At 63.3% G+C, this 26,830-nt stretch carries 25 protein-coding genes; 13 read left to right on the forward strand and 12 right to left on the reverse strand.

Annotated elements, in window-relative coordinates:
- The first annotated feature begins 114 nt into the window (after positions 1-114).
- The 3 genes from DEM27_RS22430 to DEM27_RS22440 all read left to right on the forward strand — a co-directional run bounded on the left by DEM27_RS22430 (position 115) and on the right by DEM27_RS22440 (position 4,732).
- Positions 115-1,368, forward strand: a complete 1,254-nt coding sequence (locus DEM27_RS22430) for a DUF2325 domain-containing protein (protein ID WP_165823531.1) — start codon at positions 115-117, stop codon at positions 1,366-1,368.
- 91 nt (positions 1,369-1,459) lie between these two features.
- Positions 1,460-3,022 (forward strand): acetolactate synthase large subunit, encoded by a 1,563-nt coding sequence (locus DEM27_RS22435; RefSeq protein WP_109460476.1) that lies wholly within the window; start codon positions 1,460-1,462, stop codon positions 3,020-3,022.
- Between the two features lie 321 nt (positions 3,023-3,343).
- Positions 3,344-4,732, forward strand: coding sequence for an aspartate aminotransferase family protein (locus DEM27_RS22440; protein ID WP_420028846.1), 1,389 nt, complete (start codon positions 3,344-3,346; stop codon positions 4,730-4,732).
- 151 nt (positions 4,733-4,883) lie between these two features.
- Here DEM27_RS22440 and DEM27_RS22445 read toward each other — a convergent pair whose 3' ends face one another.
- Both DEM27_RS22445 and DEM27_RS22450 read right to left on the reverse strand, forming a co-directional pair.
- Positions 4,884-5,795, reverse strand: a complete 912-nt coding sequence (locus DEM27_RS22445) for a DMT family transporter (protein WP_109460477.1) — start codon at positions 5,793-5,795, stop codon at positions 4,884-4,886.
- Positions 5,796-5,888: 93 nt separating this feature from the next.
- A complete protein-coding gene (locus DEM27_RS22450) occupies positions 5,889-7,037 on the reverse strand; it encodes a gluconeogenesis factor YvcK family protein (protein WP_245446038.1) in 1,149 nt (382 codons plus the stop codon).
- Positions 7,038-7,263: 226 nt separating this feature from the next.
- Between DEM27_RS22450 and DEM27_RS22455 the strand changes: the two genes are divergently transcribed.
- From DEM27_RS22455 to DEM27_RS22470, 4 genes are read left to right on the forward strand one after another with little or no spacing between them, the layout of a single operon-like run.
- Positions 7,264-7,872 (forward strand): YkoF family thiamine/hydroxymethylpyrimidine-binding protein, encoded by a 609-nt coding sequence (locus tag DEM27_RS22455; RefSeq protein ID WP_109460478.1) that lies wholly within the window; start codon positions 7,264-7,266, stop codon positions 7,870-7,872.
- Between the two features lie 35 nt (positions 7,873-7,907).
- Positions 7,908-8,717 carry an ABC transporter permease gene (locus DEM27_RS22460; protein WP_165823532.1) on the forward strand — a complete coding sequence of 270 codons (810 nt, stop codon included), beginning with the start codon at positions 7,908-7,910 and terminating at the stop codon, positions 8,715-8,717.
- A complete protein-coding gene (locus tag DEM27_RS22465) occupies positions 8,714-9,478 on the forward strand; it encodes an ABC transporter ATP-binding protein (protein ID WP_109460479.1) in 765 nt (254 codons plus the stop codon). The genes DEM27_RS22460 and DEM27_RS22465 overlap by 4 nt, the downstream gene beginning before the upstream one ends.
- 2 nt (positions 9,479-9,480) lie before the next feature.
- Positions 9,481-10,491 carry an ABC transporter substrate-binding protein gene (locus DEM27_RS22470; protein ID WP_109460569.1) on the forward strand — a complete coding sequence of 337 codons (1,011 nt, stop codon included), beginning with the start codon at positions 9,481-9,483 and terminating at the stop codon, positions 10,489-10,491.
- A gap of 48 nt (positions 10,492-10,539) precedes the next feature.
- Here DEM27_RS22470 and DEM27_RS22475 read toward each other — a convergent pair whose 3' ends face one another.
- The gene (locus DEM27_RS22475; protein WP_109460480.1) at positions 10,540-11,595 is read right to left on the reverse strand and encodes an AI-2E family transporter; all 1,056 of its coding nucleotides are present in this window, start codon (positions 11,593-11,595) and stop codon (positions 10,540-10,542) included.
- A 147-nt stretch (positions 11,596-11,742) separates the two neighbouring features.
- The gene (gene aptA, locus DEM27_RS22480; RefSeq protein ID WP_109460481.1) at positions 11,743-13,077 is read right to left on the reverse strand and encodes an omega-aminotransferase AptA; all 1,335 of its coding nucleotides are present in this window, start codon (positions 13,075-13,077) and stop codon (positions 11,743-11,745) included.
- 149 nt (positions 13,078-13,226) lie between these two features.
- Here aptA and DEM27_RS22485 point away from each other — a divergent pair, with 149 nt between their 5' ends.
- Complete coding sequence (locus tag DEM27_RS22485) at positions 13,227-13,775, forward strand: cupin domain-containing protein (protein ID WP_109460482.1); 549 nt, start codon at positions 13,227-13,229, stop codon at positions 13,773-13,775.
- Between the two features lie 10 nt (positions 13,776-13,785).
- On the opposite strand, the gene DEM27_RS22490 is transcribed toward DEM27_RS22485, so the two are convergent.
- The 4 genes from DEM27_RS22490 to DEM27_RS22505 all read right to left on the reverse strand — a co-directional run bounded on the left by DEM27_RS22490 (position 13,786) and on the right by DEM27_RS22505 (position 18,306).
- Entirely contained in the window at positions 13,786-15,447 is a 1,662-nt protein-coding gene (locus DEM27_RS22490) for an ABC transporter permease (RefSeq protein WP_109460570.1), read from the reverse strand.
- Positions 15,448-15,504: 57 nt separating this feature from the next.
- A complete protein-coding gene (locus DEM27_RS22495; RefSeq protein WP_109460571.1) occupies positions 15,505-16,464 on the reverse strand; it encodes an extracellular solute-binding protein in 960 nt (319 codons plus the stop codon).
- Between the two features lie 170 nt (positions 16,465-16,634).
- The gene (locus DEM27_RS22500) at positions 16,635-17,636 is read right to left on the reverse strand and encodes an ABC transporter ATP-binding protein (RefSeq protein ID WP_109460572.1); all 1,002 of its coding nucleotides are present in this window, start codon (positions 17,634-17,636) and stop codon (positions 16,635-16,637) included.
- Between the two features lie 205 nt (positions 17,637-17,841).
- Positions 17,842-18,306, reverse strand: coding sequence for an Lrp/AsnC family transcriptional regulator (locus tag DEM27_RS22505; protein WP_109460483.1), 465 nt, complete (start codon positions 18,304-18,306; stop codon positions 17,842-17,844).
- Between the two features lie 123 nt (positions 18,307-18,429).
- On the opposite strand from DEM27_RS22505, the gene alr reads away from it, so the two are divergent.
- Both alr and DEM27_RS22515 read left to right on the forward strand, forming a co-directional pair.
- Positions 18,430-19,563 carry an alanine racemase gene (gene alr / locus DEM27_RS22510; RefSeq protein ID WP_109460484.1) on the forward strand — a complete coding sequence of 378 codons (1,134 nt, stop codon included), beginning with the start codon at positions 18,430-18,432 and terminating at the stop codon, positions 19,561-19,563.
- A gap of 28 nt (positions 19,564-19,591) precedes the next feature.
- Positions 19,592-20,944, forward strand: coding sequence for a D-amino acid dehydrogenase (locus DEM27_RS22515; RefSeq protein WP_337250480.1), 1,353 nt, complete (start codon positions 19,592-19,594; stop codon positions 20,942-20,944).
- Between the two features lie 131 nt (positions 20,945-21,075).
- On the opposite strand, the gene DEM27_RS22520 is transcribed toward DEM27_RS22515, so the two are convergent.
- The 3 genes from DEM27_RS22520 to DEM27_RS34115 all read right to left on the reverse strand — a co-directional run bounded on the left by DEM27_RS22520 (position 21,076) and on the right by DEM27_RS34115 (position 23,991).
- Positions 21,076-23,001 carry a methyl-accepting chemotaxis protein gene (locus DEM27_RS22520; protein ID WP_245446040.1) on the reverse strand — a complete coding sequence of 642 codons (1,926 nt, stop codon included), beginning with the start codon at positions 22,999-23,001 and terminating at the stop codon, positions 21,076-21,078.
- A gap of 108 nt (positions 23,002-23,109) precedes the next feature.
- Positions 23,110-23,721: a hypothetical protein gene (locus tag DEM27_RS22525; protein ID WP_109460486.1), complete on the reverse strand. Its 612-nt coding sequence runs from the start codon at positions 23,719-23,721 to the stop codon at positions 23,110-23,112.
- A 102-nt stretch (positions 23,722-23,823) separates the two neighbouring features.
- Positions 23,824-23,991 (reverse strand): hypothetical protein, encoded by a 168-nt coding sequence (locus DEM27_RS34115; protein ID WP_165823535.1) that lies wholly within the window; start codon positions 23,989-23,991, stop codon positions 23,824-23,826.
- Between the two features lie 100 nt (positions 23,992-24,091).
- Between DEM27_RS34115 and rnk the strand changes: the two genes are divergently transcribed.
- From rnk to DEM27_RS22540, 3 genes are all read left to right on the forward strand, one after another.
- On the forward strand, positions 24,092-24,505 hold the full coding sequence (rnk, locus tag DEM27_RS22530; protein WP_109460487.1) for a nucleoside diphosphate kinase regulator: 414 nt from the start codon (positions 24,092-24,094) through the stop codon (positions 24,503-24,505).
- Positions 24,506-24,655: 150 nt separating this feature from the next.
- Entirely contained in the window at positions 24,656-24,934 is a 279-nt protein-coding gene (locus DEM27_RS22535) for a helix-turn-helix domain-containing protein (protein WP_109460488.1), read from the forward strand.
- Positions 24,931-26,163 (forward strand): type II toxin-antitoxin system HipA family toxin, encoded by a 1,233-nt coding sequence (locus DEM27_RS22540; protein WP_109460489.1) that lies wholly within the window; start codon positions 24,931-24,933, stop codon positions 26,161-26,163. Before DEM27_RS22535 ends, DEM27_RS22540 begins: the two co-directional genes overlap by 4 nt.
- 104 nt (positions 26,164-26,267) lie before the next feature.
- Here the strand turns inward: DEM27_RS22540 and DEM27_RS22545 are convergent, their stop codons facing one another.
- On the reverse strand, positions 26,268-26,756 hold the full coding sequence (locus tag DEM27_RS22545) for a DUF3597 domain-containing protein (RefSeq protein ID WP_109460490.1): 489 nt from the start codon (positions 26,754-26,756) through the stop codon (positions 26,268-26,270).
- Between the last annotated feature and the right edge of the window lie 74 nt (positions 26,757-26,830).

Here is a 26,830-nt window from a genome sequence, read left to right on the forward strand (position 1 = left end):
CGGCCTCCTCCAGGCCTCCGGCTCTCCGGTCGTAAATTTTCGACAACGGCCTTGCTCGTCCGGTGTTTGCGGACTAGCGTAATATTTCATGAAATATAACGAATGGAAAGCCCCATGTCTCTTCTGGCAAGTTACAAGCACGGCCAGCCGGTATTCATGAACGCCTTGAGCCTGCCCGTCCCATCCTCCCCGGCGAGCGGTGTGCAGGACGCCGGTCGCAACCTGCGGCGCAAGACATGGGACATATCGCCGACCTTCCATTGCTCGATCGTCGGCACCTGCCTGACGACAACAGAATTGCGTCAAGTGCTTGCCAAGCTGGATGACACCGACCTCAAGCGCGCCAGCGACCATGTGCTGCACAGCCGCGGCGTCCGGGCGGCCGGGCAACGCGACCTTGCGGGAAAGCTGCTCAACAAGGCGCTCGACCGGCGGCACGACGTGATGATCAAGCGCTTTGCCAGGCTTTCCAATCCGGACGACATCCGGCAGCTTTGGCTGGAGTGCCTGGAACGCGGCGAAATCGCCGGCGCCTATTGGGCCGTGGTCAGCCATCCGGCGACCGATCAGCCTTTGCTGCAGGAGGTTTTCGGCGAGGTGCATATGCTTTCGCATCTCGTGGGCAGTTCCAACCGGCTCGACATCGCCCGCCTGCGCACGCTGCAGGCGGAACTCGATACACAAGCGGCCAAGATCCGGCGCCAGGAGGAACGACTCGGCCTTGCTGCCACGGAACGCGACAGTCTGCTCCAGCAGATAGAGGCCCTGGAGGCTTCGCTCATCCAGGCGCAGGCGCGCGTCGACGCGACGGAAGAACCGCGCAGCAGGCCGGATGACGCAGGCGAAACCCTGCAGACGGAAACGGCAAGGGCCGACAACGAGCGCAAGCGGGCAATGGATGCCGAGGCGCAATTGCGGGAAACCGAAAAACGCCTGCAGCTGGCAGAACGCCAGAACAGCGAAATGGAGCGTTCCATCGCCTTTCTCGAAGAGATGCTGGCGCGGGAAGCAAGCCCGGAGAAGGAGGCGTTATCCGCCGAAGAGCAGGGGATTCCGGTTCTTTACGTCGGTGGCAGGCGCAATCTCTTCGATCGCCTGCGCAGCCTCGCATCCCGGCAGGGCGTGACCTTGCTGACCCATGACGGCGGCATCGAGGACAACAATTCGCTGCTGCCGGGCCTTGTCAGCCAGGCGAAGGCTGCGTTTTTCCCGGTCGATTGCATCAGCCATGCCGCAGCCGGCATGGTCAAGCGGCTCTGCCAGGAGCATGAAAAGCCCTTCGTGCCGCTGCGTTCGGCAAGCCTGTCCAGTTTCCTGGCCTCCGTGGCGGACACATCGCTGCTGCCCGAGAGGCTGACGGCGGTTTGAACCGTCAATATTCCCGTTCGCCCCCTGTGCAATCAAAGGCCCCGCGACTAGGTTAGCTCCGAACCCCGAGGACATGCATGGAGGAAAATACATGTCGCAGCCAAACGGTGCGGATATTCTCTGCGAAAGCCTGCTCGCCAACGACATCGACGTCTGTTTTGCCAATCCAGGCACTTCGGAGATGCATTTCGTCGCGGCACTCGACCGCAATCCGCGTATGCGCTGCGTGCTCGGCCTGTCGGAAGGCGTGGTGACGGGGGCGGCGGACGGCTACGCCCGCATGGCGGACAAGCCGGCGGCGACACTGCTGCATCTCGGCCCCGGCCTCGCCAACGGGCTTGCCAACCTGCACAATGCCCGGCGCGCCCGCACGCCGATGGTCAACGTCGTCGGTGACCATGCCACCTATCATCTCGTGCACGATGCGCCGCTGACCAGCGATATCGGCAGCCTGGCGAGGCCGATGTGTGACTGGGTCGGCAAGGTTCGCAATGCCGCCACGCTTTCGGCCGATGCGGCGGAGGCCATTCGCCACGCGGTCTCGCCGCCCGGCATCAGCACGCTGATCCTGCCGGCCGACTGCGCCTGGAGCCCGGCGCCGCCGCAGGCGGTCAAGCGTGTCGAGGCCATTGCGCCGCAGCGCGTAACGGACGAGGCCGTCGCCAAAGCCGCCCGCGTGCTGCGGTCCGGCGCGAGGGTGGGGCTCTTGCTCGGCGGCCGGTCCTTGCGGCAGAAGCCGCTTGCCATTGCCGGCAGCATCGCCGCCGTCGCCGACGTGGCGCTGCTGACCGAAACCTCGAATGCCCGCATCGAGCGCGGGGCAGGGCGGGTGGCCGTCGACCGCATACCCTATCCGATAGACCTCGCCATCGAGATGCTGAAGGAATTCGATGCGCTGATCCTGGTCGGCGCCAAGGATCCGGTGGGTTTCTTCGCCTATCCCGGCAAGCCCGGCCGACTGGCGCGGGAGGATTGCCGCATCGTGACGCTCGCCACGCCGGATCAGGATCTGCCCGACGCCCTTTCGCGTCTGGCCGAAGCGGTCGGCGGCGGCACGGCGCAACGGGCCGGCATTGCCGCGCCGCACCGCGACGAAGGCACGATCCCCGACGGCACCTTGTCATCGGAGGTGATCGCCATGCTCGTCGCGCAGATGATGCCGGAAGGCAGCGTCATCTGCGACGAGGCGCTGACCTCGGCGCGATCCTTCTTCTCCCATTCGCAACATTCCGCACCGCACGACTATCTCGCCATCACCGGCGGCGCCATCGGCATCGGCATTCCGCTGGCGACCGGCGCGGCCGTGGGCGCCCCCGGCCGCAAGGTGATCGGCCTGCAGGCGGATGGCAGCGGCATGTACACGGTGCAGGCGCTGTGGACGCAGGCACGCGAAAAACTCGACGTCGTGACCATCGTTTTTGCCAATCAGGCCTATCGCATCCTTGAAGGCGAGTTGCGCAATGTCGGCGTCGAGCAGGCCGGGCCGAATGCGCGGCGCATGCTCGAACTCAAGGACCCCGCCGTCGACTGGGTCAGCCTCGCCAAGGGGCTGGGCGTCGAGTCCGTACGGGTCGACAGCATCTCGGCCTTCCGGCACGCCTTCGATGCCTCATTGCGGCGGCCGGGACCATTCCTCATCGAGGCGATCGTCTGAGAAACAGCCGACGGGATTTTCGAGAACCGGATTGTGCGATCGACGGCGGCGTTATATCGTTCCTCTCGGAACGTGTGGCCAAGCGCCGCCGCATCAAGGGGAAGACACGGCGCAACCAGCGCCGGATCTAACGACAACGCGCCGTTTCGCGAAGAAAGCACCATGGAGAGAATCGTAAGGATCCGGGATGAGTTCGTTTCCACGCCTTCGGCGCGGACGCTCCATGCCGAACTTTTACGGCTCTGCGCCCGCATCGGCTATTCGCCCCATCCCTGCCTTTGACCTTGTTTTCACCAAGACCAAAGACGCAAGGACACAACAATGAACATCACCAATCACAAGTACAAGCTGCAGGAACTGCAGCAACTCGATGCTGCGCATTACCTGCATCCTTTCACCGACCACAAGGAACTGCGCAACGCCGGTTCGCGGATGATCGTGCGCGGCGAGGGGCCGTTCATCTATGACAGCGAGGGCACCGAAATCCTCGACGCCATGGCCGGCCTCTGGTGCGTCAACATCGGCTACGGCCGCGACGAGCTGGCCGACGTGGCCGCCGAGCAGATGCGCGAGATGCCCTACTACAACTCGTTCTTCAAATGCGCCACGCCGTCGCCGGTGCAGCTTTCGGCCAAGATCGCCGAAATCGCGCCGCCGAACATCGAACAGGTGTTCTTCGGTTCGTCCGGCTCGGAATCGAACGACACGGCCTTGCGGCTGGTGCGCCACTACTGGGCGCTGGAAGGCAAGCCGGAGAAGAACATCATCATCTCGCGGCAGAACGCCTATCACGGCTCGACCGTCGCCGGCGCCTCGCTGGGCGGCATGTCGCACATGCACAAGCAACTGGGCGGTGCCGTGCCGAACATCGTGCACGTCATGGCACCCTACGCCTATGAACTGGCCGAACCAGGCGAAAGCGACGAGGCTTTTGGCCTGCGCGCGGCACGGACAATCGAGGATGCCATCCTGGCGGCAGGCGCCGACAAGGTAGCCGCCTTCATCGGCGAGCCGATCATGGGTGCGGGCGGCGTCAAGATCCCGCCGGCGAGCTACTGGCCGGAAGTCCAGCGCATCTGCAAGAAATACGACATCCTGCTGATGCTCGACGAAGTGATCACCGGCTACGGCCGTACCGGCGAATGGTTTGCGGCAACCACCTTCGGCATCGAGGCCGACACGATCACCACCGCCAAGGCGCTGACCTCCGGCTACCAGCCGCTTTCGGCGCTGCTGGTCGGCGAACGGATCGCCAAGACGCTGGTGGAGAAGGGTGGCGAGTTCTATCACGGCTACACCTATAGCGGCCATCCGGTCTGCTGCGCCGTCGGTCTCAAGAACATCGAGATCATCGAAGAGGAAGGCCTGGTCGATCGCGTCCGCAACGACACCGGTCCCTATCTCGCCGAACAGCTCGCCAAGCGCATCGCCGTGCATCCGCTGGTCGGCGAAACGCGCTCCGTCGGCCTGATGGGCGGCATTGAGATCGTCAAGGACAAGGCGGATCGCAGCCGCTTCCAGCCGGGCGGTTCGGCCGCCACCAAGGTGCGCGACCACGCCATCGCCAACGGCCTGATGATCCGCGCCACCGACGACACGCTGATCATGTCGCCGCCGCTGATCTGGACCCGCGAGACCATCGACCTCGCCTTCGACCGTCTGCTCGTCGCCCTCGATCTCGCCGAGGCGGAGCTTGCCTCGCAGCGTTGATCTGAAATGATGGACTCCCCGGCCGGGATATTCGCCCGGCCGGGGAGGGGAACTTGTGACGGCCTTCGTTCAACCGCGGCCACCGGTCAGGACCGGAAAATCGCTCCATTCGAAAGCCGTCGAACGGCAGATATTCGGGCAGTCGGCGAATTTACTGCAGTTCGAACAGCGATTGTTTTTCCGGACGCGGCTTGATCGTCGCCAGCACGACGCCGCCAAGCACGATGAAGGCGCAGCCGGTCGCGACGCCGACGGTCGGGATCTCGTTGAAAAACAACAGCCCGATCAGCGAGGCGAAGATCAGCCAGCTGTAATCCACAGGGCCGACGACCGAAAGATCGGCCATGCGGTAACCACGAATGACGCAATATTGCGCGGCGATACCCATCGGCCCGAGAAGCACATACGGCAGCGCCTGCCATACCGTTACCGGCTGCCAGACGAACCAGGCGGGCACCGCCAGCAGCAGCAGGCCGAAGATGTTGACATGCAACATCACCACCATCGGCCGGTCGGATTGCGCCAGCAGCTTGATCATGATGCCTTCGACGGCCAGCAGCAGCGCCCCGAACAGGGCAAGCAGCGCAGGGGCGATGTAGGCGACGTCCACATGCCGGAAGGCGCCGCGCGAGGTGACGACGAGGGCAGCACCGGCAAAACAGGCGAGGATGCCGGCGACATGCCGCCAGCCGAGGCGTTCGCCGAGGATCATCACCCCGAGCAGCACGACAAAAACGACGTAGAGCAGGCTGATCGCCGTCGCATCGACGATCGGCATGTCGGTGGAGGACTGGATGATGGTCAGGCCGCCGGAAACGCCGAAGACCGTGCGGATGAAATGAAACAGCGGCCGTCCGCTGCGATAGGAGGACAGTTTCTGGCGCTGGAAGGAGGCCAGCACGATGAGTGTCGCAGCCCCGCCCATGTAACGCATGACGTTCACCTGCAGCGGCGGGGCGAGTTCACCGGCAAACTTGCCCGAGGCGAAGATGATCGAAAACAACGCCGTCGCAATGGTCACCCAGACGATCGCTTCCGCATTCCTGCTCCACCCAGTCTTCATGTCGCGTCCCTGCCTCCGGGCCGCCTTTCTGCAACGCTACGAGACGGAAATCAAACGAGATTTTCTTCAGATAAGATTTGCCTGGACGCCGGTTCAGGCCGGAAGAAGGCCGGTGAGAATATCGGCGACCGCCTCGCCGTCATGCTGGCCGCGCTGCCAGGCATCTTCGTACTCGCCGAGCAGCAATTCGGCGCCGAGGTCGGCGCACATCTCGCGGATCGCGCCGTTGGGCACATAGGGCGTCGAGCCCAGCCGCTTTTCGAAGGGCAGGAATTGCCGGTTGGCGACGACATGCGTCAGCGGCACTGCTGTCCCGCCGGTACGTTTCCGCCAGGTGGCGGCAAAACTGCCGAGGAGATCGGCAAGGTCGCAGCCGCGGGTTTCCCGGCATTGCAGGATATTGCCGACGAACACCTTGCCCGCACGGATGTTGCCGGCCACCGCCTCGGCCACGCCGTCGATCAGCAAATGCGGCAGGATGCTGGTGTAGAAGCTCCCCGGCCCGAAGACGATCAGATCGGCTTTCTGCACCGCCTCAACGACCGCGCCGTTTGCCGCGATGCCGGCCGAAGCTTTGCCCGCGATCAAGGCGATCCGCTCGATGCCGGCAGCCGAATCCGCCTCCCCCATCGTCGTGATCAGGTGTTGCTGCGGCAGTTGTTTGCCGTTGTTCAAGACGGCGCGCAACTCGATATCGTTCTGCAGTGAAGCGGGCCAGACATTGCCGGCGATGCCGCAGATCTTGCGGAACACAAAGATGGCGGTGTTGATATCCTTGTTGTGGGCGAGATAGGCGCCGGTGAGGATAAAGTTGCCGATGCTGCCGTTGCGGTAATCGAAGTTTTCGCCGGCGCGGCTGCGGAACAGGTTGAGATAGTTGAGGATGGCGGCCCGCAACCCCGGCGACATGCGCTCCAGCAGCGGATGGCGGCCTTCGGCATAAAATTCGAACTCGCAGAAGGCATCGCGGGGATCGGCCCCATCCGACAGCCGCGTATTGCACACCTTGACGACGTCGCCCGCCCGCCCCTCGCCATGCGCCATGGTCATCAGCGCCTGGCGGATATCGCCGACCGAGAGGATATCGAAGGATTGCCGGATGGTTTTCGAACTGCCGCCGCTGTCCCAGGCGGGCACGATGCGGGTGATGTCGAGCCCCTTGCGCGCCAGCGCCATGTTGATCGAGCGGCAGGCGCTGCCGCCGGAAAACAGCGCGATCTTCGGCACGGGCATTTGGGGCATCGATGATCCTCCGTCATGCCAACCGCACTAGCGATTTTCGGCCAGCAGTGCAATCGCCACCCGCAGGCGGTCGCAGAAATGCAAAATTCAGGGCTTGCCAAACTGGCTCCCGCCGTTCTAAGCAATAGGAACACAGGGGTGCTCCGTATTGCCGGGGCTGAGATTCGGTCGCATGACCGTGGACCCTCAAGCTGATCTGGATAATGCCAGCGGAGCGAGGCGAGCGATGTTTTCAGGCGCACAGATTTCCCTGTACCCGATGTCCGATGATTTTATCGGCGTCATCATGAATGCCCTTTCGGCATTGGACCCCTATCGCGACCGGCTGCGGATCGAGACCGACGACGTCTCGACGCTGCTGGTCGGCACACCGGACGTGCTGTTTGCGGCGATGCGCGATCTCTTCGTCGCCGCGGCCAAGACCGGCACCCATACCGTGCTGCATGCCACCATATCGCGCGGCTGCCCCGGCGAACCGGACGACCCAATCTGCCAGACACCGGCGCTCGGCGGACCGCTTTCGCCGCTTGCCGAACGCAAGCAGCAGGCACTGGCTGCCGTCGCCCAAACCCCGGTTTCCGGCCAGCCGACCGCCGCGCAATTCTCGCTCTATACGCTCGGCATTGACCAGCACATGGACGAAATCTACGGCTGCATCGATTTCATCAAATCGTCCGGCGTCTTCGACCGGTCGAAGAATTTCTGCACCAAGCTGCGCGGCGATGCCGGCGCCATCTTCGCGACGGTGCATGAAGCCTTCGTGCGTTTCGGGCCGCCGGCCGGGCATGTGACCATCGACCTCACCGTTTCCGCAAACAGCCCCACCCCGCTCTGACGCGCGGGCTGCGGCCGCTTTTCCGGTTTGGTTCGATGTTTGCCTCATCCCGCCTGCGGCGCCTCGCCGCCTCGTTTCGTCAGCCATTTGCACGCGCCTTTCCGGCTATACTCGCCGTCGGGCTGCTGTATTTGGCCTGGGAGGCCTATGCCCGCTTCTCCGGCATTTCGCCCACGACCCTGCCCGCGCCCTCGCGCGTACTTGTCCAGGCCTATGAATACCGGGAAGCGCTCTGGGACAATACGCTGCCGACGATCCGCGCCACGCTGCTCGGTTTCGCCTGCTCGCTGGCCGCCGCTTTCGTCTTTTCGGTGCTGATCGACTTCTTCCAGCCGCTGCGCCGGGCGCTGTTTCCGGTGTTCATCATCAGCCAGACCTTGCCGCTGGTGGCGATCGCCCCGCTGGTGGTGCTGTGGTTCGGTTTCGGGCTGACACCGAAAATCCTGCTGATCGCACTCGTGACCTTCTTTCCGATGCTGGTGGCGCTGACCGAAGGGTATGAGGCGACGGAAGAGGAGATAGAACAACTTCTCGCCTCCATGGGCGCGCCGCGCTGGAAACGCTTCCTGCTCGCCCGGCTGCCCTCCGCCCTGCCTTATTTTTTCGCCGGCCTGCGCATCTCCATCACCTATGCGGTGGTCGGCGCGATCTTCGCCGAATATGCCGGCTCGGCCAAAGGCCTCGGCATCTACATCCTCAACGCCAAGAACAATTTTCGCGCCGATCTCGTGCTCGCCGCGGTGCTGGTCAGCGCCATCCTCACCCTCGTCCTGTTTGCAGCGACGCTGCTCGTCCAGCGCCTCGCGATGCCCTGGACGCAAGGCCGGCGCGGAGGCCGCCGATGACGCCGCCGAGATTGGAGCTTCGCGGCATTTCCAGCGGCTACGGCGACATGCCGGTTCTGGACGATATCTCGCTATCCGTCGGGCGCGGCGAGTTCGTTTCCATCCTCGGCCCCTCCGGGGCCGGCAAATCCACCCTCTTCCGCCTGCTGACCGGGGCGATGGCGCCTAGAGCCGGCGAGATGTTTTTCGACGGCGCGCCGCTCGACCGCAATGCCAGACCCTTCGCCTTCATGCCGCAACGCGACGCGCTGATGCCGTGGCGGCGCATCATCGACAATACGACGCTCGGCCTTGAAGTGCAGGGCATGCGGCGCAGCCAGGCCCGAACGATCGTTGCCCCTTTCTTTCACGAGTTCGGGCTGGCCGGTTTCGAAAACCATTATCCGGCCGAACTCTCCGGCGGCATGCGCCAGCGCGCCGCCTTGATGCGCACCGTTGTGCAGGGCCGGCCGATGCTGCTGCTCGACGAACCGTTCGGCGCGCTGGACGCCTTGACGCGCACGGCCATGCAGCGCTGGCTCGAGGAGATGCGTGCCCACCATGGCTGGACCGTCCTGCTGGTGACCCACGACGTGCGGGAAGCCGTCTATCTCTCCGACCGCATCTACGTGCTGTCGCCGCGCCCGGCGCGGGTCGTCCGCGAGATCGGCGTCCCCCTGCCTCGCCCGCGGCATCGGCACAATGCGCGCACCAACGCCGCCGACATCGAAAACCTCATCCTCGAAACCCTGCTCGAACCCCATGAAGGACCCTCGCCATGACCATGCCGATCCTCACCCGCCGCGCCGCGCTTGCCTCCGCCGCCGGCCTTGCCCTCCTCGCCGTACCGCTCAGAGCACAGGACAGCACGCGGGTCACCGTCGCGCTCGACTGGACGCCGAACACCAACCACATCGGCCTGTTCATCGCCCGTGACATGGGATTTTACCGCGATGCCGGCCTTGACGTGGAAATCCTGCCCTACACCGATACCTCGGCGGCGACGCTGGTCGCCAACCATGTCGCCGATTTCGGCATTCTCGGCTCGATCGGCCTGTTCACCCAGCGCACCGCCGGCGCCGATCTCGTCGCCGCCTATGCCGTCACACAGACGGAGACCGGCCGGCTGGTGTTCAAGGCCAACCGCAGCGACATCAAGAGCCCGAAAGATCTCGACGGGTTGACCTATGGCGGTTTCGGCAGCGCCTGGGAAAATGCGCTGATCGGCTCGATCATCCGCCATGACGGCGGCAAGGGCACGTTCGAGACCGTGACGCTCGGCACCTCCGCCTACCAGGCGCTGGAAAACGGCGCGGTGGATTTCACCCTGGAGGTCTACACCTGGGAAGGCGTCAAGGCGGAGCTGGAAGGAGCGGCGCAACGCGCCTTCCGCTACGCCGACTACGGCGTTCCGGACGAACATACCGCCCTCATCGGCTCCAGCGACGCCTACCTCACCGCCAATCCGGACACCGCCCGCGCCTTCGTGGAGGCGACACGCAAGGGTTATGAATTTGCGGTCGATCACCCCGACGAGGCGACGGACCTCTTGGTATCTGCCAGCAAGGACGCGCTGACCGACCGCACCTTCGTGCGCGCCTCGCTGCAGGCCCTGATCGACGGCCATTATTTCCGCACGGCGGACGGCATCACCGGCCGCATCGATCCCGCCAAGATGACGGCGATCGGCGATTACCTCTTCACATCGCAGATCCTCAAGGACGGTGAAGGCAAGGTGCTGGCGGAAAAGCCGGATTTTTCCGGCTATTTCACCAACCTGTTCTTCGGCGGCTGATGCAAAGGGACAGCGGGTTTTCGCCTCCCTTCCAGTCGCGAAGACCCGCTATATGTCGGTTGCAGGCGTATCCCGCTCTTCGATGAAGATACCCCAGGCCGAGATGAAAAGCGCTGCGATCAGCGGGCCGATGATGAAGCCGTTGATGCCGATCAGGGCAATGCCGCCGATCGTCGAGATCAGCACGACGTAGTCGGGAAGCCGCGTTTCCTTGCCGACCAATGGCGGCCGCAGAAAGTTGTCGACCAGGCCGATGACCAGGACACCGATCGCCACGAGGATGATCGCCTTGATCCACACGCCGGTGAGCGCGAGATAGAGGGCGGCAGGCGCCCAGATGAGGGCGGCGCCGACCGCCGGCAGCAAGGACAGGACACTCATCAGCACGCCCCACAGGAACGCCGGCTCGATGCCCAGCGCCCAGAAGGCGACGCCGCCGATCGTTCCCTGCAGCACCGCGATGATGACGTTGCCGCGCACCGTCGCCCGGACCACGGAGGTGAATTTCGAGGTGAAACGAAGCGTATGCGCATCGCTGAGCGGCAGCGCCCGGCGAATGGCGCCGGCCAGATACCGGCCGTCGCGGAACAGGAAAAACAGGAGATAGAGCATCACGCCGAAGGTGATGAAGAATTGCAGCGTGTTCTGCCCGAAACTCAGCGCCCGCCCGGCAAAGAAGCTGCCGCCCTGCATCAATGTCGAGGAGATGCGGCTGCGCAGTTCCTCGACGCCTTGAAGATCCAGCGTCTCGATCCGCTCGCGGATGAAATCCGGCAAGGCCGCCATCAGTTGCTGGAACAGCAGGCGGAGGTCGATCTGGCCGCTTTCGATGCTCTGGTAGAGCTTGTTGCCCTGCTGCACCAGCGAACTGAGAATGACCAGACCCGGAATGATGACCAGGCCGAGGCAGATCAGCACCGAAAGTGCGGCTGCGCTGTTGCGCCGGCCGCCGAGGGCAGTCTCCAGCCGCGCATGGAGCGGAAAGAAGATGATCGCAAACACCACCGCCCAGAAGATCGCCGAATAGAACGGCAGGATCACCGCGGCAAAGGCGATGGTGACCAGGACGAGGAGGATATAAAAACTGACACGCTGGACGAACATGCGACCTCTTTCCGCTGCGATTGCGGTGTTACGGTAGCATAGTTGTCGCCCGGCCGTCGGGGATCAACCGTCCGCGGCCGAATTTCTGCCGGAGCTTGAAGGCAGGGCAAGAAGGCCCGGAACCGGTCCGGACCTTCGCTTTTGTCTTTACTGGGCGCGCTTCAGCGCATCGCCGAGGATGGAGACGATCTTTTCGATCTCTTCCTTCTCGATGATCAGCGGCGGCGACAGCGCGATGATGTCGCCGGTGACGCGGATCAGCAGGCCCTTGCGGAAGCAATCGACGAAGACGTCGTAGGCGCGGGCGCCCGGTGCGCCGTCGCGCGATGTCAGTTCGACAGCGCCGACGACGCCGAGATTGCGGATATCCGCGACATGCGGCAGGCCCTTCAGCGAATGCAGGGCGTCCTGCCAGGTGTCGGCCAGGCCGGCGCCGCGGGTCAGAAGGCCCTCTTCCTCATAGATATCAAGCGTGGCGATGCCGGCGGCGCTGGCCACCGGGTGGCCGGAATAGGTGTAGCCGTGGAACAGTTCGATCTGGCCTTCCGGTCCGTTCATCAATCCGTCATAGACCTTGCGGCTGGCAAAGACGGCGCCCATCGGGATCGCGCCGTTGGTAATGCCCTTGGCGGTGGTGACGAGATCGGGGACGACGCCGAAATAATCCGTGGCGAACGGCGTGCCGAGGCGACCGAAACCGGTGATCACTTCGTCGAAGATCAGCAGGATGCCGTATTTGTCGGCAATCGCCCGCAGGCGTTCCAGATAACCCTTCGGCGGCAGGATGACGCCGGCGGAGCCGGACATCGGTTCGACGATGACGGCGGCAATGGTTTCGGCGCCATGCAGCGCCACCAGGCGCTCGAGGTCTTCGGCGAGTTCGAGACCGTGCGGCGGCAGGCCTTTGGAGAAGGCGTTGCGTTCGATATCCAGCGTATGGCGCATGTGGTCGGCCGGGATCTGCGGGAAGACACGACGGTTGTTGACCAGGCCGCCGACCGAGATGCCGCCGAATCCGACCCCATGATAGCCCTTCTCACGGCCGATGAGGCGGGTCCGCGTGCCCTGGCCGATCGACCGCTGATAGGCGATGGCGATCTTCAGCGCCGTATCCACCGATTCGGAACCCGATCCGGTGAAGAAGACCCGATCAAGCCTTGCATCCGGGCCGCCCGGCGCGATGGCGGCCAGCCGCTCGGCGAAATCGAAGGCAACCGGATGGCCCATCTGGAAGGTGGGCGCGAAATCGAGCGTCCGCAGCTGGCGTTCGACCGCCTCGGTGATACGCTTGCGGCCGTGGCCGGCATTGACGCACCACAGGCCGGCGGTGCCGTCGAGAACCTTGTTGCCGTCGATATCGGTGTAATACATGCCCTCGGCCGAGGCCAGAAGGCGGGGTGCCGCCTTGAACTGCCGGTTTGCCGTGAACGGCATCCAGAAGTTTTCGAGAGAGGGCGTGTTCGATTTGCTGAGATGATCCATCGCTGTGTCTCCATACGCGTCGGGCCATGTTTCAGCGATTTTGCGTGATCGAACAAGTCCTTTTCTCTTTGGCTGCAAGCAATTGAAATTATGTGTTTCTAACCTATGATGTTTCGATATTCGCAACACATGAAACGCCGGGGTTTTCCATGTCCGTCGATATCGGCAACCGCCTTCGCCATCTGCGCATGGCGCATAATCTGTCGCAGCGCGAACTGGCAAAACGGGCGGGCGTGACCAATTCGACGATTTCGCTGATCGAATCGAACTCCTCCAATCCCTCGGTGGGCGCGCTGAAACGGATTCTCGACGGCATTCCCATCGGGCTGGCGGAGTTTTTCGCCTTCGAGCCGGAAAAGCCGCGCAAGGCCTTCTACGCCGCCGAAGAACTGGTCGAAATCGGCAAGGGGCCGATCTCCTACCGGCAGATCGGCGAAAGCCTGTTCGGCCGCAGCCTGCAGATCCTCAAGGAGTGCTACCAGCCGGGCGCCGACACCGGCAAGGTGCCGCTGGTGCATGAAGGCGAGGAAGGCGGCATCGTGCTGTCCGGCCGGCTGGAGATTACCGTCGACGACGAGCGGCGCATCCTCGGCCCCGGCGACGCTTATTATTTCGAAAGCCGCCGGCCGCATCGTTTTCGCTGCGTCGGTCCCGTCGCCTGCGAGGTGATCAGCGCCTGTACGCCGCCGACCTTCTGAGAGTCCGGCTTTACAGCTTCAGGCGCTGGAAACGCGACAGGAGCACGACCGGCAGCACGCCAATGGCGACGATCGCCAGGGCGGCGATGGAGGCTTCTTCATAGGTTCCACGCGCCGCCTCGCCGTAAAGATGCGTCGCAAAGGTCTCGACGTTCAACGGCCGCAGCAAAAGCGTTGCCGGCAGTTCCTTGACGCAATCGACGAAGACGAGCAGGCCGGCGGCAAAGATCGCCGGCTGCGACAGGGGCAGCAGCACCTGCCGGAACGTGCCCAGTTGCGACTGTCCCAGCGTGCGGGCGGCGTGGTCGAGCGACGGCGGGATGCGCGACAGGCCGGCATCGATGCCGCCGGCGGTGATGGCGAGGAACCGGACTGCATAGGCATAGACCAGCGCGGCGCCCGACCCCATGAACAGCAGACCGGTGGACACACCGAACCAGTCCTGCGCGTTGCGATCGATGAAACGATCGACGCTGGCGAGCACGATCAGCACGCCGATGGCGATCACCGTACCGGGTGCCGCATATCCCATGGTCGCAAGACGGAAGGACCAGGCCGATACCCGGTTCGGCCGCACGCGCAGCGTATAGGCGACCACCAGCCCGCACAGGATCGTCAGCACAGTCGCCACCGTGGCCAGGAGGATCGTCGTGCCGGCTTCGTGGACGAAATTCGGCGACAGGCCGGCGAAGCGGAACCGTTTCCACGCCTCTGCGGCAAGATAGGCCGCCGGTGCGACAAAACCGAACAGCACCGGCAGGCAACCCGCCAGCAGCATCGCGCTACCCGTCCAGAAGGGCACCGGTCTCGGCTGCAGGCTGCGGCTGCGCTGGACATCGGCGGTGTAGCGCTGCCGCCGGCGCGCCCATCGTTCCATCGCCACCAGCGCCACCACGATCAGCAGCAGCGAAAGGGCAATCTGCGAGGCGCCCGGCAAATCCGTGCGGGTGATCCATGTGGTGTAGATCGACACCGTCAGCGTGCGGACGCCCAAAAACTCCACCGCCCCGACATCGTTCAGCGCTTCCATCAGGGCAAGGCTGATACCGACGGCGACGGCGGGGCGCGCCAGAGGAAGCGCCACCCGCCAGAAGACGGCGCGCCGCGAAACGCCGAGCAGGCGGGCGGCATCGATGAGATTGGCCGACTGGGTGAGGAACATCGCCCGCGTCGGGATGTAGACGTAAGGGTAGAGGACAAAACCCATCAGCAGGATGCAGCCGGTCATCGAGCGCACGTCGGGCAGGCGGAATTCACGCGGGCTGGAGTAACCCAGAAGCCAGCGGACCACCCCCTGGAACGTACCGATGGGATGCAGGATGTCGAGATAGGCATAAGCGATGATGTAACTCGGCACGGCGAGCGGCAGAAGCAGCGCCCATTCGAGAATGCGCTGCCCCGGAAACGCATAGGCCGTCACCAGCCAGGCCGACCCGGTGCCGATGACCGCCGTGACGAGCCCGACGCCGCAGAGCAGGACGATGGTATCGACAAGCGCTACCGGCAGGACCGTGGCGAGCAGATGCGGCCAGAGCCCGGCCGATCCCTGCACCGCCTGGGCCAGAAGCCCAAGGACCGGCAAGGCCACGGCAAGGGCGATGATGCCGGCAGCAAAAAGCCAGCAGCGACCATCACACCGCCGGGGACGGCCCACCGCTGCACTTTCCGGCATCAGATCATCCATCGAATCAAAACCGCGCCCTCAGGGTTTTGAGAGCGCGGCCCGGTCTTAGTTGTCGAAGCCGACCTTGTCGACCAGCTCGCTTGCCTGCTTGCGATGGCTGACCACCTCGCTCAGCGGCTTGGAATCGATCTTCAGCTCGCCGAAGGACGCGATGATCGGATCAGCCGCGACATTGACCTTCACCGGATATTCGTAGTTCGCTTCGGCATAGATCTTCTGGGCCTCGTCCGAAACGAGATATTCCAGGAACTTCACGGCGTCGGCCTTGTTCGGCGAGTGTTTTGCAACCGCTGCACCGCTGATGTTGACCTGCGTGCCGCCATCCTTGAAGGTCGGCAGGACGACCTTGATCGCCTCGGCCCATTTCACCTGGTCTTCGCCGCCCTTGCCGGAGCGCATCAGGCCGACATAGTAGGAATTGGCGACAGCGATGTCGCAAATGCCGCCGAGGATGTCCTTGGCGCCGTCGCGGTCGCCGCCGGCGGCCTTGCGGGCCAGGTTGTCCTTCACCGCCGTCAGCCACTTTTCGGTTTCTTCCGCGCCGTGATGGGCGAGATAGGCGGCAAACAGAGCCGTGTTGTAAGGATGCTGGCCGGAGCGGATGCAGATCTTGCCCTTCCACTTCGGATCGGCAAGCTCTTCATAATTGAAGGTGGCGAGATCGAGATCCTTGGCGGCATAGATCACGCGGGCACGCATGGAAAGGCCGAACCAATGGCCGTTGGCATCACGCAGTTGCTCGGGGATCGCATCGCTGAGAACGGCGGAATCGACGGGCTGGGTGATGCCCTTCTCGACGAGATCGACAAGATTGCCGGCATCGACGGTCATCAACAGATCGGCCGGTGAGCTCTCGCCTTCCGTGGCGACGCGCTCGGCCAGACCGTCCTTGAGGAAGACAGCGTTGACCTTGGTGCCGCTCGACGCGGTAAATGCCTCGATCAACGGCTGGATGAGCTGCGGCTCGCGGGTGGTGTAGATATTGATTTCCGCCGCAGAAACCATCGCCGGAGCGAGGAGAAACGAACCCGAGAGAAGGGCGGAAGAGAAGAGAGCGCGCGTATTCATATGTGCCTCCGTTGAATAGCTGCCGCCATCAGCAATTCCCTGAGCGTATTCGTCAAGTTTTCGAGGCCGGGTTACGGTAAATGCGCCAAGCGGCAATTCGCCGGGATTTACGGTGAACTTGATGTGGGAAATATCAGCACCTGGTCGGTGGTCACGGAAATGTGTACCGCTTCCGTTCCGGCGGGCAACCTGGCCATGGTGCGGACCTCAAGCGGTGCCGGCAGATCGTCGATACGCAGCTGCAGCTGTTCGATCTCGCCGTGAAACCTCCGCCGCACGACACGTGCCGGCAGGTCGCCATGCTTCAGCGACAGGGAAACGGCTTGCGGTCGAACGAACAGCGTCACATGACCACCGTCTCCGACCGCCAGCTTGCGGGGAAACCGGCCGATGGCGCTCTCGACGACACCGTCTCGATAAATGCCCGGCACCTTGTTCGAGGCGCCGAAGAACTCCGCCGCATAAGCGGAGACCGGCCGGTCGTGAAGATCGTATCCGGTGCCCGACTGGACGATCTGCCCCGAGCGCATCAGCACCACGCGGTCTCCGGCCGACAGCGCCTCCTCCGGATCGTGCGTCACCATGATCACCGTCGTGCCGAGCGCCTTCAGCAGGGACAAGGTATCGTTGCGCACCCGGTCGCGCAGGCCCTGGTCGAGATTGGAAAACGGTTCGTCCATCAAGACGATGCCCGGCTGCGGCGCCAATGCGCGCGCCAGCGCCACACGCTGCTGTTCGCCACCCGACAACATATGCGGATAACGGCCGGCAAGATGGCCGATGCCGACCCGCGCGATGATGGCCTGCGCCTTTTCCCGAGCCTCGGCCCGTGCAATCCGCTTCAGGCCGAACAGGATGTTTTCTTCCGCCGTCAGATGCGGGAAAAGCGCGTAGTCCTGGAAGACGAAACCGACATTGCGGGCTTCGGGCTCCACGAAGGCCGACGGGCCGGAAACCTCGCGGCCATCGAGGAAGACGCGGCCTTCATCCGGCGTCTCGATGCCGGCGATGACCCTGAGAAGGGTCGACTTGCCGCAACCGGAATGGCCGACGAGGCAGACGACCTCGCCGCGCGCGATTGTCAGGTTGACGCCCGAAAGCGCCGCCATCGACCCGAAACGGCGGGACACGCCTTCCGTTCGCAGTGCCGGCCGCGACACATCCGTCGCCTGCTCATGCAATGTCGTCACCTGGTGCCGTCCTCCGTGCGCGGGCCTTCACCTCTACCGACCTTTAGGAAACGCCGGCGCGCCACGCAACGGATTACGGAGCGCCGGCAAGCAATAAACGGTTACCCGACCCCGCAAAGGATCCCTAGCGCCGCCCTTTTGCCCGCGAGGCGAGAACGTTGCGGATGGAAAAGCTGGAATGGATGCGCAGCACCCCCGGCAAGGCCGACAGGATCTCCTTGTGGATGCGTTCGAACTCGCCGGCATTGGCCACCTCCACCCGCAGGAGATAGTCTGAGCCGCCGGTCATGAGGAAACATTCCTGGATTTCGGGATATTTTTTCACTGCGGCCTCGAAACGATCGAGATGATCCTCTGTCTGCCGCTCCAGCGTGATGTTGATGATCACGGCAATCGCGGTTTCGATGCTGGAGCTGTTGATCAGCGCCGTGTAGCCGCGGATGACGCCGCCTTCTTCCATCAGCCGGATGCGGCGCAAACAGGCAGACGGCGACAGGCCGACCTCGGCTGCAAGTTTTGCATTGCTCATGCGGGCATCGAGCCGCAGCAGACGGAGAATGTTGCGATCGATCGCATCGAGAGCGGACATGGCATATCGTTCCAAATTTTCGTTGATTATTTCAAATAATCCATATTGAAGCAATAATCGATCACAATTTGACGGACAATTCTCCGATCGTTTCAATAGATTGCCTACAACGGAGGGGCGGACATGGACAGCGGCATTTTTGAATCGCGCACGCGAGGCAATATCGGCGCACAGGGCGCTTCGGGTTACCTGACGATCGACCTCGGCGCTTTGCGTCGCAATTATGCAAAACTGTCCTCGACCCTGGCGCCGTCGCGCGCCGCCGCCGTCGTCAAGGCCGACGCTTACGGGCTCGGTGCCAGCCAAGTGTCCCGGGCGCTCTATGTCCAGGGTTGCCGGCTTTTCTTCGTGGCACATTTCATCGAAGCCGTCCGGCTGCGCCCCCACCTGCCGAAGGATGTGCAGGTCTTCGTGCTGAACGGCCTGCAGCCGGGCAACGAGATCGCCTGCGCCGAAGGCGGCCTGATCCCCGTTATCAATTCGCTGGAGCAGCTGCGCCGCTGGGCCGCCGCAGCAAAGACTGTGAAACGCACGCTGCCGGCCGTGCTGCAGTTCGACACCGGCATGTCGCGGCTCGGCATCCCGCCCGAAGAGCGGACGGAACTCGCGGCCAGCCTGCGAGAGCACGGCAATGTCGAGATCCTGTTCATCATGAGCCACCTCGCCTCCGCCGACGAGCTGGACGGCGAGCAGAACAACGAACAGCTTGCCGAAATGACCAGGATTGCCGACGAGTTTGCCGGTTTCGACGTCTGCTTCGCCAATTCCGGCGGCATCTTCCTCGGCGATGCCTTCCACGGCGTTCTGGCTCGTCCGGGCATCGCGCTGTACGGCGGCGCGCCGACCAGCGGTGTCGAGAACCCGATGGAACCGGTCGTCCGGCTCGACGTCGCCGTCATCCAGACCCGCACGGTTCCCGCCGGCGCGCGGATCGGTTATGGTGGCGCGCATGTCGCGACGAAAGAGACGAGACTGGCGACGATTGCCGCTGGTTATGCCGACGGCCTGCCGCGCAGCCTGAGCGATCGTGGCGCCGTCTATTACGGGGATGTGCGCCTGCCGATCGTCGGTCGCGTTTCGATGGACAGCATCATCGTCGATATCAGCGCGCTGCCGGAAGGAACCCTGAAACTCGGCAGCCTTGTCGAGGTGCTGGGGCCGCACCAGACGCTGGAGGATGTCGCCCGTGACGCCGGCACGATTTCTTATGAAATCCTGACGGGCCTCGGCAACCGTTACCATCGCCAGTACCGCTGATACCGCATTTAAAGCATGTCGCGCAAAAGTGTGCAGCGGTCTTGCGAAAACGACATGTGACAACAAGGAGCTAAAGCGTGAGAGCGAATCTGAAAGATCACGACACGCTTTAGAACTATCGGGGAAAATCATGAAAGTCATCGTTCTCGGCGCCGGCGTGATCGGCGTGACGACGGCCTACCAGCTCGCAAAATCCGGCCATGACGTCACGGTTGTCGATCGCCAGCAGGGTCCGGCCCTGGAAACGAGCTTTGCCAATGCCGGCGAAGTCTCCTTCGGCTATTGTTCGCCGTGGGCGGCGCCCGGCATTCCGATGAAGGCGATGAAATGGCTGTTCATGCAGCATGCGCCGCTGATCCTGCGCCCCAAGGTCGACATGGCCATGCTGTCGTGGATGGTGAAGATGCTCTCCAACTGCACCTCCGAGCGATATGCCGTCAACAAGAGCCGCATGCTGCGCCTGGCGGATTACAGCCGTATCTCGCTCGCCCAGGTCCGGGAAGAAACCGGCATCGCCTATGACGAGCGCATGCAGGGTACGCTGCAGCTCTTTCGCACGCAGCAGCAGCTGGATGCCTCGGCCAAGGACGTCAAGGCGCTGGCCGCCGACGGCATACCCTACGAGGTTCTGGACCGCGACGGCTGCGTGCGCGTCGAGCCGGCGCTGCAGCATGTGCGCGAAAAGATCGTCGGCGGCCTGCTGACGCCGAAGGACGAAACGGGTGACTGCTTCAAGTTCACCAACGCATTGGCCGCCAAGGCCGCCGAGCTCGGCGTCCGTTTCGCTTACGGCACCGAAATCAAGGGCCTCGACGTCGAGGGCGGCAAGGTGCGCGGTGTGGTCACCACCCGCGAACGACTCACCGCCGATGCGGTGGTCGTGGCGCTTGGCAGCTACTCGCCGCTGCTGCTCAAGCCTTTCGGCATCCGCCTGCCGGTCTATCCGGTGAAGGGCTATTCGCTGACCATCCCCATCACCGATCCCACGCGGGCGCCGGAATCCACCGTCATGGACGAAACCTACAAGATCGCCATTACCCGCCTCGGCGACAGGATCCGTGTCGGCGGCATGGCGGAGATTTCCGGCTATACCAACGACCTCGGCCTGCCGCGGCGGCGGACGCTCGAACATTCGGTCACCGACCTGTTCCCGGGCGGCGATGCGACCACGGCATCCTTCTGGTCCGGCCTGCGGCCGATGACGCCGGATGGCACGCCGGTCATCGGCGCGACGAAGATCGCCGGCCTGTTCCTCAATACCGGCCATGGCACGCTGGGCTGGACGATGAGTTCGGGTTCGGCCCGGGTGATCAACGATCTCGTCAGCGGCCGCAAGCCGGATATCGATGCGACCGACCTGGCGATCGCCCGCTACGCCTGACGCAATTCAGGCAGACCGCGATATTCTGTAAAACCAAATAGATTGAGCCGTTTCGCTATTCGAAGAAAGGCGAAACGGCTCCAAAAGGCGTTGATGTCAGGCCGGCTGTCTCCGGCCCGATCCATTTCCCGTTAGAATTCCTGCCAGTCCTGCTGTGCCACGGCGGCATTGCCGTGGGCGACCGGGCGGGCGGCGGGGGTGGCCCTGCGTTGCGCCGTGGGGGTCGGGCGGGCCATCGTCTGGGCCATTTGGCGCAGCGCCTGCGACGGATTGGCCGACGATGCATAACCGAGGCTGAACTGGGCGACGATCTGGCGAAGTCCGGCAGCTTCCGAAACCAGGGCGGCGGATGCCGCATTCGATTCTTCCACCATCGCCGCATTCTGCTGGGTCGTCTTGTCCATGGCGTTGACGGCCTGGTTGACCTCAGCGAGACCGGTCGACTGCTCCTTGGCGGAGATGGCGATCACCTCCATATGCGTGTTCATCTCGGCGATGAAGCCGCCGATCGTGCGCAGCGCTTCGCTTGCCTCACGCACCAGTTCGACGCCGCCGGAAACCTCGTTTGTCGAATTCTGGATGAGCGCCTTGATTTCCTTGGCCGCCTGGGCCGAACGCTGGGCGAGTTCGCGCACTTCCTGGGCGACGACGGCGAAACCCTTGCCGGCCTCACCGGCGCGAGCGGCCTCGACACCGGCGTTGAGTGCCAGCAGGTTGGTCTGGAAGGCGATCTCGTCGATGACGCCGATGATGTTGGAAATCTGCTCGGAACTGCCTTCGATCTTGCGCATCGCCTCTTCCGCCCGGGCGACCACTTCCGAGGATTGCGTGGCTGAACTGTTGGCGCGCGAGGCCACGCCGCGGGCTTCGTCCGTCCGCTTGGTGGAATTGGCGACGTTGGCGGTGATCTGCTCGACGGCCGCGGCCGTCTCTTCCAGCGCTGCCGCCTGCTGCTCCGTGCGGCGCGACAGGTCGTCGGCACCGGATGCGATCTCGTTGGTGCCGGTTTCCATCCGGGCAACGCCCTCGGCAATCGCCGTCAATGTCGAGCAAAGCTGACGGACGGACTGGTTGAAATCCTGCCGCAGGCTTTCGAATTCCGGCGAAAAAGTCTCGTCGAGCTGGAAGGAAAGGTCGCCGGCGGCAAGCCGCTTGAGACCACCAGCCAGCCCCGACGTGGCAATCCGCAGGCGTTCCGCCGCATCGGCTTCCGCCTGCTGCTGGGCGGCGGCCCGGTCGCTCTCGGCGCGGCGACGGCTTTCTTCCGCATCGGCTTCCAGCCGCTTGTTGGCAAGCGCGGCCTCGCGGAAAACCTCGATGGCTTCGGCCATCTTGCCGATCTCGTCCTTGCCGAGCTTGATGGTCGGCACGTCGAGATCGCCATTGGCCAGCCGCGAGGTGATCTGCGACAGCCTGCCGAGCGGCCGGGAAACGAGATGGAAGTTCAACAGTCCCATCAGGCCGGCAATGACGGCGACGACGATCGAAGCGGCAAGCCCGATGATCTCGACGGAATGCAGCGCGGCCTTCTGGTCGGCGAGTGCAACGGACGCCTGCTGCTGGATGGCTGCGTCAACGGCGGACAGCTTGCTTGAGAAATCCTGGATCATCTTCATGCCGACGCCCGTTGCTTCCAGCGCGCGGGCCAGCTCGACCGTCATCGGATCGCGCATCAGCTTGATCTGCCGTTCGATGACGGTTTCACGCCATTGGCGGACGACCGCCAGCGCTTCCTGCAGTGCCGGCAGCTGCTGTGCTGCATTGGCGGAATAGAGGCCTTCAAGGGTCGCCGTCCGTTTAGCGATCCCCGTGCTGAGTGCCTCATATTCGGCGACGAAATCACGGTTACCGGTCAACAGGAAGTTCTTGACGGCAAGATTGGCGGCAACCACCTCGTCGCCGAGATCGCCGGTTTCGTCCAGAACAGTCGCCAACAGCAGATTGTGTTCCACCAGGGCCGTGGTTTTCGTCGCCCGCATGTAGATGAAGCTGCATGCGCCGATGGCAATAATCGCCAGGATGCCGAAGGCGACAAACCCCTTTGCATTGACGGACATGTTTTTCAGCATCATTGACCTCGTTTATTCCGGTGATCGCACACCGCTTGTCGTGAATGGCGCGGTCCTTGCTAACGGACGGCGGCCCTCTGTCCTGACTTCATCCGCTCAGCTGCCGAACGCCGCGCGTCGCTGCAATTCGGTGAGGTTCAACTCGACCGTAACGGCGCCGATCGACGTCTTCCCGTCGGCTTCCGTGAGCGTGAAGCTGACCTGGCCGCGCCATATCTTGGCATCGTCGTCCCATTCGGGCTCATCGATAAAAATCGCGTCACTGGCCACCTGGAAGGTGTTCTGGAACTTGCCCTCGTCGCCCTGCCAGAAATCGCTGGTGATGGCGCTCTGGCCGACATTCAGCCCGTTCCGGTCCATGACGAAGATTTCCGCATAAAGGCCGAGCGACCGTCCCTGCATGCGCGACAAATAAACGGAAAGGGGGTTGGAGAGCGTGGCCGCGATCAGCGGCTTGTCGTCCTTTTCCCGCTCCGCTTTCCACTGATTGTCGAGCTCGTCGATCTTCGACTGCGCCAGCGTCGTCAGGCGCTCGTTCTGCGCATCGACGGAAATCCGCACGATGTCGGTATCGAGCCATTGCCGCATGTCGCTGATGATTTTCGCAGTCACCAGCGTCTTGATGTCAGGCGGCGGCGTTTCCGCCAGCACCGGGGACGTCAGAAAGGCAGCGGTTACGATCGGCAGAACAATTCGGCGAATAAGCATGCTTGTCTCCTTCATGCTTTATGACAGCCGCCATAATGCTTAATATCACGTAAATTCCGCATAAATCAGTTCGGAAATCCGCCAAAATCGTTCGAATACGGGTCATTTGGCCACCTTTTCAGGTGACTTGACAATTCGGGATTTTGCGTAAACGGTAGGCGAATGATGACGAACACGCCCGACCACATGTTCCGGCCCTTCCCCATCGCGGGATAAAATCCCCGGCTCGCGACCGAGACCGGGGAGCGTGCATCTGTTTTCGATTTTCATCCCGAGTTTCCCTGGCGCAATCGCTTCCGGAAACGTTTTCGAACCTCGCTCCGGCCTGATACGGCCCGCGCAGGCGTATGTCCCTGAAAGGCACCCCATCATGAGCAAGCCCAAAATCGTCGTCGGCAGGACCGACCACAACAAGCTGACCCGTCTTGCAAACGGCCTCCTGGACAAACGCCCGGAAGTGGCCGAGGAACTGCTCGCAGAGCTCGAGCGGGCCTCAGTCCTGGATGACCAAGATGTGCCGCCGCAAACCGTCCAGATGGATTCGACCGTCGAATATCGAACCGACGGCTCGTCCGCAGCACGTAGCGTCACCCTGGTCTACCCCGGCGATGCGGATATTGCAGAAGGCAGGATCTCGATCCTGACGCCGATCGGCACCGCGCTTCTCGGGCTTTCCGTCGGCCAGGCGATCGATTTCATCGCCAATGACGGCCGGAAGCTCGTGCTGTCCGTGTTGTCGATTTCGCATGCGCCGCACAGAGCGCTATCCCCGGCGGTCGGTTAGTGGGATAACGCCCGGCGGAACAGGCCAATCCGCAAAAACTTACCAAACGCTATGTTTTGCATTCTGCGCAGTTAGGCTTCCCGATCGGTAAGGACCGTATTGATACTCGAAAAATCTTCCTGTACGGTAAGCCGACAGAGGAGATACGCAATGATCCGGTCCGCACGGGATTTCGGCGCTGCCATCAGGGAAAAACGCAAGGCGCTCGGCTGGACGCAGACCGAGCTTGCAACCCGTTCCGGCACGGGCGAGCGGTTCATCGTCGAGCTGGAAGCCGGCAAGCCGAGCTGCCAGCTCGAAAAGGCGCTGGTCGCGGCCCGCACGGTCGGCCTGGAGATCGGCGACCTGAAGGCGGCGAGCCCACCCGCCGCCGTGCATGAGGATGGAGACGAACTCGATTTCCTGCCGGTCTTCGGTGACAGGCGATGACCGCGATCTTCTACGAAACGCTCCCTGTGGCGCACCTGACCTTCGCCGGCGAATGGCGGCTGCACTACGATCCGTCCTGGGAAGCCCGCCGGTTGGCCTTTCCGCTGTCGCTTACCATGCCGCTGCGATCCGGCTCCGTCAGCGCCGACAGGCTGCTGCCCTGGCTGGCGAACCTGCTTCCGGAAACCCATCTCGCCGAGATCGGCCAGCGCCTGAAAGTGTCGCCGCAGGACATCGTCGGTCTTCTCAGCCATATCGGCCGGGACACGGCCGGCGCTCTGTCGATCGGCGAGCCCCGGAGAGCCGGCATCAACCTGCAGCCCGTCCCCGACGCGGCAGCGCTGGAGCGGATCCTCGACGAACTTCCGGCCAAGCCGTTCCTGGCCGGCGAACACGGCGTCTCCATGTCGCTCGCCGGCGTCCAGGAAAAGCTGCCGGTCTTTGTCGATGAACACGGCCGGATTTCCATACCGATCGACGGCACGCCGTCGACGCACATCATCAAGCCGGATACCAGGCGCCTTGCAGGCAGCGTCGACAACGAGGCGTTCTGCCTGGCATTGGCCAGAGCTTGTGAACTGAAGGCCGCCGAGGCCACGATCGGGCAAGCCGGCAAGCGGCGCTATCTGCTCGTGCGGCGCTATGACCGTTTCACCGATGCACAACAACAGATCCGCCGGCTGCACCAGGAAGACCTTTGCCAGCTGACCGGTCATTTTCCATCGCAGAAATATGAACGGTCATCGACAGGCCGTGGCGTGACGCTGACGATGATGTTCGATGCGATCAGCGACCTGGTTTCGCCGGCCGAACGCCTGACGCTCCTGGACGCGATCATCTTCAACGTCGTCATCTGCAACTCCGATTCACATGCCAAGAACTACTCCATCCTGATCGGTGCAGGTGGATCGGCAACGATGGCGCCGCTCTACGATCTGATGTGTGCAGCCGTATATCGCCAGGTGGATCAAAACCTTCCCCAAGGCATTGCCGGAGGTTTTATCGCATCTGAACTGCACGGCGCCGACTGGAAAACGCTGGCCGAGGCCGTCGGCCTGAGCGGGGCCTCCACCATCCGGCGCGTCAGGGACCTCGCATCGCAGGTGAGCGACGCCTGCGACGGCATCGCCGCACAGGTGGCCGAAACGGGCGGCGATCCGACCGGCGTGCTGGATCGCATAACCCACGAGATCAAGAAACGATCGCGGCGAATTCGCCGGCAGCTTTGAGGAAGAGCCCGGTCCCGGGAAAGATGGAAATCAGGCGCGAGCCGCACCTGAAACACAAGAGGCCGCCCTGCAGCGGCCCCTCTCGGCACGCTACAATGGCAGCATCAATCCAGGAGATCGGCAGGAACCCGGCCGCCGTTTTCGGCAAGCTTCTTCAGCAGCGCCTTGTGGAGGAACATGTTCATCGCGGCGGAATCGCCGGGATCACCGGCATAATGCAGTTCGGCGGCCAGTTCCTTCCGCTCGGACAGGGAGGCATCCATGCCGACTGCCTTCATGAGGTCGACAATCGAGTGACGCCAATCGAGTTTCTGGCCCTTGCTTGCCACCGCCTTGTCCAGCATCGCGGCAACATCGATTTCGGGAAGCGTCGTCGATGCCGTCGCGGTGCCCGCCGTTGCGCTGGCGGATGCCGTGCCTGCGGATGTCGTGGGCGTGGCCGTGACCGGCGTGGTGCTTTCCGTCGTCGTCACCGACGCCGATGCGGGCGTGCTTGCGGCAACCTGATCGATCGGCCTTGCTTCCGCGCTGCCTGTTGCGGCTTCTTCCTCATTTCCCCAGATGGCGTGCTTGATCTTGTCGAAAATACCCATGGCCGTCTCCTGTTGGATGTATAGATCCGCAAACGCCCGACGCGGCAGGGTCGCCGGTCGAACAGCTTGCATGA

Source organism: Rhizobium album, from assembly GCF_003122325.1.
Taxonomy (GTDB): domain Bacteria; phylum Pseudomonadota; class Alphaproteobacteria; order Rhizobiales; family Rhizobiaceae; genus Metarhizobium; species Metarhizobium album.

Coding starts and splice junctions, on each gene's coding strand:
- DEM27_RS22430 (WP_165823531.1), top strand. CDS start 115: ATGTCTCTTCTGGCAAGTTACAAGCACGGCCAGCCGGTATTCATGAAC.
- DEM27_RS22490 (WP_109460570.1), bottom strand. CDS start 15,447: ATGCCGGAAAGTGCAGCGGTGGGCCGTCCCCGGCGGTGTGATGGTCGC.
- DEM27_RS22495 (WP_109460571.1), bottom strand. CDS start 16,464: ATGGTTTCTGCGGCGGAAATCAATATCTACACCACCCGCGAGCCGCAG.
- DEM27_RS22520 (WP_245446040.1), bottom strand. CDS start 23,001: ATGTCCGTCAATGCAAAGGGGTTTGTCGCCTTCGGCATCCTGGCGATT.
- DEM27_RS22470 (WP_109460569.1), top strand. CDS start 9,481: ATGCCGATCCTCACCCGCCGCGCCGCGCTTGCCTCCGCCGCCGGCCTT.
- DEM27_RS22465 (WP_109460479.1), top strand. CDS start 8,714: ATGACGCCGCCGAGATTGGAGCTTCGCGGCATTTCCAGCGGCTACGGC.
- DEM27_RS22435 (WP_109460476.1), top strand. CDS start 1,460: ATGTCGCAGCCAAACGGTGCGGATATTCTCTGCGAAAGCCTGCTCGCC.
- DEM27_RS22505 (WP_109460483.1), bottom strand. CDS start 18,306: ATGTCCGCTCTCGATGCGATCGATCGCAACATTCTCCGTCTGCTGCGG.
- DEM27_RS22440 (WP_420028846.1), top strand. CDS start 3,344: ATGAACATCACCAATCACAAGTACAAGCTGCAGGAACTGCAGCAACTC.
- DEM27_RS22455 (WP_109460478.1), top strand. CDS start 7,264: ATGTTTTCAGGCGCACAGATTTCCCTGTACCCGATGTCCGATGATTTT.
- DEM27_RS22525 (WP_109460486.1), bottom strand. CDS start 23,721: ATGCTTATTCGCCGAATTGTTCTGCCGATCGTAACCGCTGCCTTTCTG.
- DEM27_RS22500 (WP_109460572.1), bottom strand. CDS start 17,636: ATGGCGGCGCTTTCGGGCGTCAACCTGACAATCGCGCGCGGCGAGGTC.
- DEM27_RS22460 (WP_165823532.1), top strand. CDS start 7,908: ATGTTTGCCTCATCCCGCCTGCGGCGCCTCGCCGCCTCGTTTCGTCAG.
- DEM27_RS22475 (WP_109460480.1), bottom strand. CDS start 11,595: ATGTTCGTCCAGCGTGTCAGTTTTTATATCCTCCTCGTCCTGGTCACC.
- DEM27_RS34115 (WP_165823535.1), bottom strand. CDS start 23,991: ATGAAAATCGAAAACAGATGCACGCTCCCCGGTCTCGGTCGCGAGCCG.
- DEM27_RS22450 (WP_245446038.1), bottom strand. CDS start 7,037: ATGCCCCAAATGCCCGTGCCGAAGATCGCGCTGTTTTCCGGCGGCAGC.
- DEM27_RS22485 (WP_109460482.1), top strand. CDS start 13,227: ATGTCCGTCGATATCGGCAACCGCCTTCGCCATCTGCGCATGGCGCAT.
- DEM27_RS22540 (WP_109460489.1), top strand. CDS start 24,931: ATGACCGCGATCTTCTACGAAACGCTCCCTGTGGCGCACCTGACCTTC.
- alr (WP_109460484.1), top strand. CDS start 18,430: ATGGACAGCGGCATTTTTGAATCGCGCACGCGAGGCAATATCGGCGCA.
- aptA (WP_109460481.1), bottom strand. CDS start 13,077: ATGGATCATCTCAGCAAATCGAACACGCCCTCTCTCGAAAACTTCTGG.
- DEM27_RS22535 (WP_109460488.1), top strand. CDS start 24,656: ATGATCCGGTCCGCACGGGATTTCGGCGCTGCCATCAGGGAAAAACGC.
- DEM27_RS22545 (WP_109460490.1), bottom strand. CDS start 26,756: ATGGGTATTTTCGACAAGATCAAGCACGCCATCTGGGGAAATGAGGAA.
- DEM27_RS22445 (WP_109460477.1), bottom strand. CDS start 5,795: ATGAAGACTGGGTGGAGCAGGAATGCGGAAGCGATCGTCTGGGTGACC.
- rnk (WP_109460487.1), top strand. CDS start 24,092: ATGAGCAAGCCCAAAATCGTCGTCGGCAGGACCGACCACAACAAGCTG.